This is a genomic window from Bacteroides sp. f07 (genome assembly GCF_042854785.1).
Lineage (GTDB): Bacteria > Bacteroidota > Bacteroidia > Bacteroidales > Bacteroidaceae > Bacteroides.
On sequence record NZ_BAABXI010000001.1, the window covers coordinates 2,375,633 to 2,386,584 of the forward strand.

Here is a 10,952-nt window from a genome sequence, read left to right on the forward strand (position 1 = left end):
TATGATCAACGGAAAAATTATCAAAGTATGCGGTATGTGTGAAGCTGAAAACATACGGGACGTAGAATCACTTGAAGGTATTGACATGCTGGGATTTATCTTTTATCCCAAATCTCCCCGGTATGTCTACGAGCTTCCGGCCTATCTCCCTATCCATACCCAACGTGTCGGAGTTTTTGTGAATGAGGACAAACAGGTAGTCAGCATGTTTGCGGATCGCTTCGGACTGGACTGTGTGCAACTGCACGGAAATGAGTCTCCGGAATACTGCCGGTCACTGCACGCCACAGGATTGAAAATCATCAAAGCCTTTTCAGTAGCCCGCCCCAAGGATCTGGTAAAGGTAAATGAATATGAGAAGGCGTGCGACCTGCTCCTGTTCGATACCAAATGCGAGCAATACGGCGGTTCGGGCAACCAGTTCGATTGGAGTATCCTATATACATATAACGGGCATGTGCCTTTTCTGCTAAGCGGTGGCATCAACCCTTACAGTGCCAATGCGCTGAAAGACTTCAAGCACCCCTGCCTTGCCGGATACGACCTCAACAGCCGTTTTGAGTTAAAACCGGGAAAGAAGGATCCGGAACGTATCCGGACATTCCTGAATGAACTAAAATCATAATTTTAAAATTCCAATAATCATGAATAGAATTAATCAACTTTTCAATAGCAATAAGAAAGATATACTTTCTATTTATTTCTGTGCCGGTGATCCTACCCTGGACGGTACTGCCGATGTAATCCGTACGCTCGAAAAGCACGGAGTCAGTATGATTGAAGTCGGGATTCCTTTCAGTGACCCGATGGCAGACGGCATTGTCATTCAAAATGCCGCTACCCAGGCATTACGCAATGGCATGTCCCTTAAACTTCTTTTTGGACAATTGCGCGACATTCGCAAAGATGTGAATATACCGCTTGTACTTATGGGATACCTGAACCCAATCATGCAGTTCGGATTTGAAAACTTCTGCCGTCAATGCACGGAATGTGGCATTGACGGAGTTATCATCCCCGATCTTCCTTTCCGTGATTATCAGGAACGGTACCGTATCATCGCCGAACGCTACAACATCAAAGTCATCATGCTTATCACACCGGAAACCAGCGAAGAACGGGTACGTGAAATTGACGCGCATACAGACGGATTCATCTATATGGTTTCATCCGCGGCAACCACCGGGGCGCAACAGGATTTCAATGAACAGAAACGGTCGTACTTCAAGAAGATAGAAGACATGCATCTGAATAATCCGTTGATGGTAGGATTCGGCATCTCCAACAAAGCGACTTTCCAGGCAGCTTGCGAACATGCTTCGGGAGCAATTATCGGCAGCAAATTTGTCACTTTGCTTGAAGAAGAAAAAGACCCGGAGAAAGCTATCCTGAAATTGAAGGAAGCGTTGAAAAAATAATGATAGCCAGCAGTAAGTAGTTAAAGTAATCAGACCGGCTATTATCGCACAGTCCTATGGACTTTGACTACTTACTTTTAAAGATACAGGAACCTTTTCTTTTAAATCATCGTATATTCCCGTATAAATATTCATATTTACTATATTTTCGCACAAACTAGAAACAAATTCATAATTTACTATTCATAATTTGTAATTAATCGGTATCTTTGTCAGCGTTTTAACAGAAATTCAACGATTATGAAAGTAGATACTCCCTCTGTTTTGTTAATTTACACAGGTGGAACTATCGGAATGATAGAAAATCCTGAAACGGGTGCTTTAGAGAACTTTAATTTCGACCATCTGCTCAAACATGTTCCTGAGCTGAAAAGATTCAACTACCGCATCTCTTCCTATCAATTCGAGCCCCCTCTCGACTCTTCAGATATGGAGCCTGCTTATTGGGCAAAACTGGTAAAGATTATCAATTATAATTACGAGTATTTTGATGGTTTCGTCATCCTTCATGGGACAGACACCATGGCTTACACCGCTTCCGCTTTAAGCTTTATGCTGGAAAACCTAAGCAAACCCGTTATCCTCACCGGCTCGCAACTTCCTATCGGTACCTTGCGGACAGATGGAAAAGAAAATCTGATTACCGCCATTGAAATTGCTGCCGCAAAGAATCCGGACGGCACAGCCATCGTTCCCGAAGTATGTATATTCTTCGAGAATCACTTAATGCGCGGCAACCGCACCACCAAAATCAATGCGGAAAACTTCAACGCATTCCGATCCTTCAATTACCCTCCATTGGCACGCGTAGGTATCCATATCAAATACGAGCCCAATCTTATCCGTAAGCCCGACCTTACCAAGCCTTTAAAACCACATTATCTGTTCGATACGAATGTAGTCATACTGACGCTCTTTCCCGGTATTCAAGAGAGTATCGTAACTTCTCTCCTGCATGTTCCCGGATTGAAAGCAGTAGTCATGAAAACCTTCGGTTCAGGAAACGCACCACAAAAGGAATGGTTTATCCGCCAATTAAAGGAAGCCACCGAACGGGGGATTATCATCGTCAACATCACCCAATGTGCTTCGGGAGCTGTGGAAATGGGACGCTACGAGACGGGAATGCATCTTTTGGAAGCCGGTGTCATCAGCGGATATGACAGCACTCCCGAATGTGCCATCACCAAATTGATGTTCCTATTAGGACACGGATTATCCAATCAGGATATCCGAAACAAAATGAACTCCTGCTTAATAGGGGAAATCACCAAACCTTGAGTGTATAATATATATCCATTATATATTCATTGAAGTCCCTTAATCTTCTCTTTTACATAATCCTGTAAAAGAGAAGATTAAGGATTTTTCCCATCCGAAAGAGTGTCAATCAAACCCGATAGAGCCAAAGTAAAACCAAAACAGAAGTATATTTGCTTTCCTTACATAAAACAGCCCTGAATACATCTTATATATAAGATATGCAACTATTTTTGTCTGAGATTTGATTAAAACAATCAAGCAATATAACTATATGATAAAAAAAACAATGCTATTCATGCCAATCACTGGAATAACAATGGCAGATACTATTAAACTGAGTATTGACTTGTCGGCTACGAAGCTACCAAGAATAATCGTCATGAACAGATTAACATCATTAAACTCTTGCTGATTTACATTTTATAGAGAAAGTTATACATATCACGAATTTTAGCTCCCTATATTAAGAGTTTATTCTAAAATAATATCTATATTTGCACAGTGTTACAAATCAGTGACAACAAGCTAATCTATAAATCAATAACAAAGCAAGCAATAGAAAAGTCTATTCATATGAAAAAAAAAATTTTACTAGTCGACGACAAGGCGACAATCGGAAAAGTGGCCGGTGTTTATTTAGGAAAAGATTATGATTTTACCTATTTGGAAGATCCTATTAAAGCTATAGAGTGGCTTAATGAAGGAAATATGCCCGATCTTATCATTTCGGATATCCGTATGCCACTTATGATGGGAGATGAATTTTTAAAGTACATGAAGAATAACGAGTTATTCAAGTCAATTCCCATCGTCATGCTATCCAGCGAAGAAAGTACGACAGAAAGAATCAGATTATTGGAAGAAGGAGCTGAAGACTACATTTTGAAGCCATTCAATCCATTGGAACTTAAAATCCGAATAAAAAAGATTATCGACTAACACCAAAATTCCTACATGCAATATTTTATTTATATAGGCAAAGATAGTAAAACAATCGAGCTGTTCTCCAAACTAAGTATAGGGGTATTTTATGCGATATCGAATTGTAATAAAGCTATCAAAGTGCTGGATAAGATACGGGAAAAATATGACACTGCTCTGTTTTTTGAGCAGGTAAGCCTGTCTAAAGATATTGCTGATATACGCTATATGCGCCAAAAATATCCGGGACTTTATATGGTACTTGTGATTGACTCTTTATCCAAAGAGGAAGCAGCAGAGTATCTCAAAGCAGGAATTAATAATACCGTCAAATACGAGACTACTCACGAAGCCCTGACCGACTTATCAACCTTCCTCAAACGCAGGAAAGAACAGAAGATTAAGGCTCTTCAGCTCAAAGCACAGAATATAAATGCTTTTAAGTTGCCGCTATGGAAAAGAGTTTTTGATATATTCTTTTCGGGAATGGCAATCCTATGCCTTTCTCCTCTTTTGATACTCACGGCATTAGCCATCCGGATAGAGAGCAAGGGGCCTATTATCTACAAATCCAAACGGGTAGGAAGCAATTATCAGATATTCGATTTCCTCAAGTTCCGTTCGATGTATACCGATGCCGACAAGCATCTGAAAGACTTTAATGCCCTTAACCAATATCAGGAAGAAGAACAGGACATTTGGGGAGAAGAAGAACAGGAAACAGCACTCAACGAAAATGCCGATGAAGAAGAAATTCTCCTGATATCTGATGACTTCGTTATCACCGAAGAAGATTATATCCACAAGAAATCCAAAGAAAAAAACAACGCTTTCGTTAAACTGGAGAATGACCCGAGAATAACGAAGATTGGACGTTTTATCCGCAAATATAGTATTGATGAACTGCCACAGCTCATCAATATATTAAAAGGAGATATGTCGATAGTAGGCAACCGCCCTCTCCCGCTCTACGAAGCCGAACTACTGACCAGCGACGAGCATATCGACCGTTTTATGGGACCGGCAGGGTTAACCGGCCTGTGGCAAGTGGAAAAAAGAGGTGAAGCCGGAAAACTTTCCGCCGAAGAACGCAAGCAACTGGATATCACCTATGCAAAGACATTCTCTTTTGGGCTGGATATAAAAATTATTTTGAAAACAGTTACTGCATTTATTCAAAAAGAGAATGTATAATCCTCTTTCGGACGATGGACTCCTATATCTACATAATAGATGATTTGGTATTCTTCTTCACAGGGGCTTTATTCCTATATCTTTTTGTAATGGCAGTAGCTTCACATTTCAAGCACATCATCTATCCCAAAACTCAAAAGAAGTACAATTGCGCTATTCTCATCCGAAAAGATAGCCCGCTCCTTGCCATCCATAAAGAAGGGCCTTATGAGTTTATCGCTTATAATGACTTATACCAAAGCATCATCAGTTTAGACAAAGAACAGTATAGCCTGGTACTTATCCTATCCGATACGGCTTATGCCCTGTCGCCACGACTGATGGATAATATATATAATGCCTACGATTCAGGCATACAAGCCATCCAATTGCATACAATCACAGAAAACCGCAAAGGTTTTCGAAACCGTTTCTGCATCTTATGTGATGAAATAAAAAACAGTCTTTACAGAGCAGGAAACACACAGTTCGGATTATCTTCCAATCTACTCGGAACCAATATGGCTATTGAATTGGAATGGCTGCAAAAGAATCTGAAAAGCTCAAAAACCAATATCGAACGTAAGTTGCTCCGGCAGAATATCTATATCGATTACCTGCCGGACGCCATTGTTTACTGTCAATCCGCTCCTGCCTGCCCATACCGGAAACGTATCCGGAAGATGGCTTCCTATTTACTCCCTTCCTTATTAGAAGGAAACTGGAGTTTCTTTAACCGAATTATACAGCAATTGATACCTTCTCCGTTAAATTTATGTATCTTCGTAGGTGTTTGGGCTTCATTGATTACAAGATACAACTGGACTGCATCATTTAGCTGGTGGGTTCTGCTTTTCGGCTTATTGATTACATACAGCCTGGCAATCCCTGATTATTTGGTAGAGGATAAAAAGAAGAAAAAACATTCAATATGGAGAAAAAGACATTTAAACAACGAATTAAAGGAAACCCCGGCTTAAGACAGGCTGTCCACCGCTTCGTCATGCATCCCGTGAAGACCCGCCCTAACTGGTGGATACGTCTTTTCGGTTTCATCTATCTGAAACGTGGCAAAGGCTCTGTTATATATCGTAGTGCACGCAAAGATCTTCCACCCTTCAATCGGTTCTCGCTAGGGAAATATTCTGTTGTAGAAGACTTCTCCTGCCTTAACAATGCAGTCGGCGACTTGACGATCGGAGATTACACCCGCATCGGATTAAGAAATACAATCATAGGCCCCGTTCATATCGGCAATCACGTCAATCTGGCCCAGAATGTGACTGTCACAGGGCTCAATCACAATTATCAGGATGCTGAAAAGATGATTGATGAACAAGGGGTCAGCACACAGCCGGTCGTTATTGAAGACGATGTATGGGTAGGCGCCAATTCGGTGATTCTTCCGGGGGTAACTTTAGGAAAACATTGCGTAGTGGCTGCCGGAAGCGTAGTCAGCCGTCCTGTTCCGCCCTATTCCATATGTGCGGGATGCCCTGCTAAAATTATCAAGGCGTACAATTTTGAAACAAAAGAATGGGAAAAAGTAGAAAAAGTACCTGTCAGTAACCATAAATAATGAGAATAGTTGCGCAATATACCTGATATTGGTGATTGTGGAGCATACTGAAACCCACTACCTTTGCAGTATCAGAATTGAATTAATTAGTCATAATTTTATTACGTAGCCACATTTAAGTAAAAATGAAATAGAGTCCCGCCGAAGCGATTTCGTCGGGATTTTGTTTTTAATATATCGTCAAGCATAGATAATATCCTGCCAAACCTACAAATAAGTGCACAATCAAATTTCAGAACCAAAAAAAACGAGCCAATTCCTTTATGGAACCACTCGCCTCACATCAGAAAAGCCTTAAAGGCTTTTCTTTTCATTACCTCTTTTTTCCTGAAAACTAATCTTCTTTTTACCCTAAAACGTTTACCTATTGTTATCCTTTTACCTTCTATTAAAACTTTCCTATTGAACTAAAACTTTAATACCTTAAATTTATTGTCTAATCTAATACCTTCTATTTTCTTTTATCTTATAAACTAATAGCAATTTCCCAATTGCACTGCAAAGGTACGAATAATTTCCGTGTGCGCAAACGGTTTTATATTTAATAACATTTCAGCCGACTACAAATCTTTCACATCACTCAGCGCAACCAGCTTATTTACAATAGCATAGATAGTTAAACCGGCTGCACTATGTATTTGCAATTTTTTGCTAATATTCCTCCTGTGAGTGATGACTGTGTGAATGGATAAAAACAGTTTTTCCGCAATTTCCTTATTTGTCATTCCTTTCACCACACAGATCACGATTTCTTTCTCCCGCTGACTAAGTGCATCCTGATTATCTGTTTCTTCTTCCTCTGAAGCCACATCCAACAAACCGGTAATCTTCTTAGAAAGTATTTCCAAATCATCGAAGATAGAAATAGACTCATCGTACTTGCTCAACAAGGAAGCGTCTACAAAAGAAGTGACCAAAGCTATCACACGTATTCTTTTACCGGACATTTCTTCCCGGAACTTACCCACATCGAAATAATCGCCGAAAGTCGGATTGACAATCAGCATATCAGGACACTGCGTCCGGACACAATCATGCAACGCTTCGACAGAAAGCAATTCGATGGGTTGTATCTTTACATTAGAAAGACGTTTTAAAGCAGCAGTCAATCCGCCGCGAATAATCACAGAGGTTTCCGCAATCGCAATTCGGATAACTTCGTTATTTTTCATTTTCTCTAATCCTCCTTTCCAAGTTCAGAATAGCAGGAACAAAAATATAATCTTCCACCTTACAATGAGATTCCAAACCGGCCTCACAAGCATAAATATCAAAAAGAGCCGCATTTAAAAGATTCTCATTGGCCTTGGCTGGACAATATTTAATAATAATATTCTTAAGTTCCGTCAACTTCTCTCCTACCTGGTCATGATGCTTGGAGAATGTACTGATTTGATAATTCTTCGGAGCATTCCCCGCAATCAACGCATCGACATACTTGAACACGGTTTTCTCTTCATAATCCATATGCTTACGTACTTCGCGTGTATATTCATCGAAAAACTTCAGAATAAGAAAAGCGACATCATCCTGTGAGCAGTCGATAGCCTCAATCAGTTTGCGCCGTATAGCGGGAAGAGAAAAATCAAGGAAATAACTATGTGCTTGTCGCAAATAGTCAATTAATCCCGGTATGGAAATATTATCTTTATCACCGTTCAACCGTGAAAAGCCTTCAGCTATGAAATTGACCACAATCAGAAAAGTCTGGCAGTCTACCCCGTTCTGCTCACAGACTTCTTTCACTGTTTTATCTCCGAAACCCAAGGATAGTCCGAAACGGCTCATCACTTGCAATAAAGAATAATCGTCACTGATGAGATCAATCATCTTATCAGTTGATTTATATTTTTGTAAATTATCCATCGATACCTACTTTATATTAGAGACTGCAAAGAAACGGAATATTTCACTGAAACGCAATCATTATTTATAGGTATTTTGAATCATTACAAAATCCAAAATACTAATTACATGCTACTATTTTGCATAGCAAACCTAGGTGCGCATCTCTTTTTTTAGTAATTTTGTCGCTATCAATTTGTAATTAATAACTCATAATAATTAATAAAATGGCAAACGAACTCGAATTGAAATACGGCTGCAACCCCAATCAAAAACCTGCCCGTATTTTCATGAAAGAAGGTGAACTCCCCATCGAAGTACTGAACGGACGTCCCGGCTATATCAATTTGCTGGACGCATTCAACAGTTGGCAATTAGTAAAAGAACTGAAAGAAGCTACCGGACTACCGGCTGCCGCTTCCTTCAAGCATGTCAGCCCGGCGGGTGCCGCCGTTGCAGTGGAGATGAGCGATACACTGAAAAAGATTTATTTTGTGGATGACGTGAAACTGTCACCACTGGCAACAGCATACGCACGTGCGCGCGGTGCAGACCGCATGTCGTCTTACGGTGATTTTATCGCATTGTCCGATACTTGTGATGAAGAGACAGCACGCATCATCAATCGTGAAGTGTCGGATGGCGTTATCGCACCGGATTATACCCCCGAAGCTCTGGAGATTCTGAAAAATAAAAGAAAAGGTACATATAATGTAATAAAGATAGATCCGGCCTACCGTCCGGCTCCTATCGAACACAAAGATGTTTTCGGCGTAACTTTCGAACAAGGAAGAAATGAACTGAAAATTGACGAAAGCCTTTTGGAAGAGATGCCCACATCCAACAAGGAAATTCCGGCTGATGCCAAACGTGATTTGATTATTGCCTTAATCACCCTGAAATATACGCAGTCCAACTCCGTATGTTATGCAAAGGACGGACAGGCAATTGGCATCGGTGCAGGCCAGCAATCCCGTATTCACTGTACACGCCTGGCGGGCAACAAGGCTGATATCTGGTATTTGCGCCAACACCCGAAAGTGATGAACCTGCCATGGATTGAAAAGATTCGCCGTGCCGACCGCGACAATACCATAGACGTATATATTTCAGAAGACCACGAGGATGTATTGGCAGACGGCGTTTGGCAGCAGTTCTTTACTGAAAAGCCGGAAGTACTGACTCGCGAAGAAAAACGTGCCTGGCTGGATACCATGACGGGAGTAGCCTTAGGATCGGATGCTTTCTTCCCTTTTGGAGATAATATCGAAAGAGCACATAAAAGCGGTGTCAGCTACATTGCACAACCGGGCGGTTCTGTTCGTGACGACCATGTTATCAGCACTTGCGACAAGTATAATATGGCAATGGCATTTACGGGTATCCGCTTGTTCCACCATTAAAAAACAACCCCTATAAAAGGGAAGATTTACATAAGTTAATCCCAACTTTTACCAAAGTTAACTTCTTATTTTATATATCCCCATTTATAATGAATATGAGACTGTTATTCCATTATAAATGGGGATTTCCTATTTCTAAAGGACACCCTATCTTTGCGGCATTACATTTAAAACAAAATCAAGATGAATAAAATTGGAGTATTTTATGGTTCCACTACCGGAACGACAGAAGACCTTGCCCGCCGGATTGCAGAGAAATTGGATGTCTCTTCGGAACACGTATTCGATGCATCCAAACTTACAGAAGCATTGGTAAATGAATATGATGTGCTGGTGTACTGAAAGAATCATCCCTGGTGAAATCAGGATTTTCCTTAATCACATTTATGAGTTTAAGAAAGGCGTACGCAACATGGTACTCTATACAATGAGCAGGGAGCACGAAGAGTTTGCCGTCCGCCGGTTGAAAAATCAGAAAATCAGTTATATGATACAAGAAGTAGGTACGAATAAAATCAACCTGTTTTTTGCGGTGGGAAATACCCATTAGATTATCTATTACAATCTAAGCTACCCAAAAACAAATGGAGAAGAACTGGCACAATTTCCACTTACTAATATAAAGAATGATTACGTAGCCAAAGTAGCCCCGGGAAAACATAGCCTTATCATTCCATTAGGCAGCAAGGCAACCCTGACAATAAGAGACAATACACTGAACAATCTGCCTGAGGGCCGGTATGAACTAATCTTAGTTTTTCTAAAATTAGATTGGCAGTATGCAATGATTTAATTCCCGTTATATATAAATTTATTCGTCTGACAGTTGTTGAACTTTCGTCTGACAACTGTCAGACGAAAAAGAAACAATTGTCAGACGAATAAAATCATGCATCATCAGTCATAAATTCATTCAGTATTAACGACTAATTTGCACAAGTTCGAAATTAGTTCATAACCGTGCGAGAATAAATTAACCCTATGCAAACATGCCCTAATAAAAGTGCTCGACTTCATCCGTACCACCCGGAAAGAAGGAATTATCTGTGCCAGCTACGGATGCGAAGGGTTTCTGGGAAACTATGAAGGAGAAGTACGAAGATGATTTTGGGGAAATATGGCAAACGAGATTCCAACCTTACCGTGACCGTTCGTGGATGAAAAAAGACGAATGTGCCCGATGCAAATACTTCCGCTATTGCCAAGGCAATGGCATGCATTTACGAGACAATGAAGAAAACCTATTGGTATGCCATCTGAACAGACTGACGGATACTTCCACTAAAAATTCGAAATAAAGAGGTTCTCACCCTATATATAGTTACTGAATCTATAAGATGACATATTCTA

General features: G+C 40.4%; 10 protein-coding genes and 4 pseudogenes. 12 read left to right on the plus strand and 2 right to left on the minus strand.

Translation table 11 applies throughout. The features are described 5' to 3' along the window. Position 1: 1 nt before the first annotated feature. The 7 genes from ACGHVY_RS09590 (at position 2) to ACGHVY_RS09620 (ending at position 6,354) form a co-directional block, all read left to right on the plus strand. Positions 2-625: a phosphoribosylanthranilate isomerase gene (locus ACGHVY_RS09590; protein ID WP_390598663.1), complete on the plus strand. Its 624-nt coding sequence runs from the start codon at positions 2-4 to the stop codon at positions 623-625. A 19-nt stretch (positions 626-644) separates the two neighbouring features. Further along, positions 645-1,418: a tryptophan synthase subunit alpha gene (gene trpA / locus ACGHVY_RS09595; RefSeq protein ID WP_390598664.1), complete on the plus strand. Its 774-nt coding sequence runs from the start codon at positions 645-647 to the stop codon at positions 1,416-1,418. A gap of 240 nt (positions 1,419-1,658) precedes the next feature. After that, positions 1,659-2,699: an asparaginase gene (locus tag ACGHVY_RS09600; RefSeq protein ID WP_308745794.1), complete on the plus strand. Its 1,041-nt coding sequence runs from the start codon at positions 1,659-1,661 to the stop codon at positions 2,697-2,699. 555 nt (positions 2,700-3,254) lie between these two features. Beyond that, positions 3,255-3,620, plus strand: a complete 366-nt coding sequence (locus ACGHVY_RS09605) for a PleD family two-component system response regulator (protein WP_022137887.1) — start codon at positions 3,255-3,257, stop codon at positions 3,618-3,620. A gap of 15 nt (positions 3,621-3,635) precedes the next feature. Further along, positions 3,636-4,796 (plus strand): sugar transferase, encoded by a 1,161-nt coding sequence (locus ACGHVY_RS09610; RefSeq protein WP_308745795.1) that lies wholly within the window; start codon positions 3,636-3,638, stop codon positions 4,794-4,796. 14 nt (positions 4,797-4,810) lie between these two features. Next, positions 4,811-5,755, plus strand: a complete 945-nt coding sequence (locus ACGHVY_RS09615; protein ID WP_390598667.1) for a glycosyltransferase family 2 protein — start codon at positions 4,811-4,813, stop codon at positions 5,753-5,755. Continuing rightward, positions 5,707-6,354, plus strand: a complete 648-nt coding sequence (locus tag ACGHVY_RS09620) for an acyltransferase (RefSeq protein ID WP_390598668.1) — start codon at positions 5,707-5,709, stop codon at positions 6,352-6,354. The genes ACGHVY_RS09615 and ACGHVY_RS09620 overlap by 49 nt, the downstream gene beginning before the upstream one ends. Positions 6,355-6,914: 560 nt before the next feature. Here ACGHVY_RS09620 and ACGHVY_RS09625 read toward each other — a convergent pair. Further along, the gene (locus ACGHVY_RS09625) at positions 6,915-7,526 is read right to left on the minus strand and encodes a LuxR C-terminal-related transcriptional regulator (RefSeq protein ID WP_308745798.1); all 612 of its coding nucleotides are present in this window, start codon (positions 7,524-7,526) and stop codon (positions 6,915-6,917) included. Continuing rightward, positions 7,516-8,220: a hemerythrin domain-containing protein gene (locus ACGHVY_RS09630; protein ID WP_291589486.1), complete on the minus strand. Its 705-nt coding sequence runs from the start codon at positions 8,218-8,220 to the stop codon at positions 7,516-7,518. Before ACGHVY_RS09630 ends, ACGHVY_RS09625 begins: the two co-directional genes overlap by 11 nt. Before the next feature lie 206 nt (positions 8,221-8,426). Between ACGHVY_RS09630 and ACGHVY_RS09635 the strand changes: the two genes are divergently transcribed. From ACGHVY_RS09635 to ACGHVY_RS09655, 5 genes and pseudogenes are all read left to right on the plus strand, one after another. Beyond that, a complete protein-coding gene (locus tag ACGHVY_RS09635) occupies positions 8,427-9,602 on the plus strand; it encodes a phosphoribosylaminoimidazolecarboxamide formyltransferase (protein WP_308745799.1) in 1,176 nt (391 codons plus the stop codon). Positions 9,603-9,785: 183 nt separating this feature from the next. After that, positions 9,786-9,938 (plus strand): annotated as a pseudogene (locus tag ACGHVY_RS09640) (flavodoxin domain-containing protein); the annotation flags it as partial. Beyond that, positions 9,928-10,131: pseudogene (locus tag ACGHVY_RS09645) on the plus strand (DUF2023 family protein); the annotation flags it as partial. The pseudogenes ACGHVY_RS09640 and ACGHVY_RS09645, both read left to right, overlap by 11 nt. A 54-nt stretch (positions 10,132-10,185) precedes the next feature. Beyond that, a pseudogene (locus tag ACGHVY_RS09650) lies at positions 10,186-10,395 on the plus strand (TQO small subunit DoxA domain-containing protein); the annotation flags it as partial. A 201-nt stretch (positions 10,396-10,596) separates the two neighbouring features. Beyond that, a pseudogene (locus ACGHVY_RS09655) lies at positions 10,597-10,900 on the plus strand (SPASM domain-containing protein); the annotation flags it as partial. Positions 10,901-10,952 lie beyond the last annotated feature (52 nt).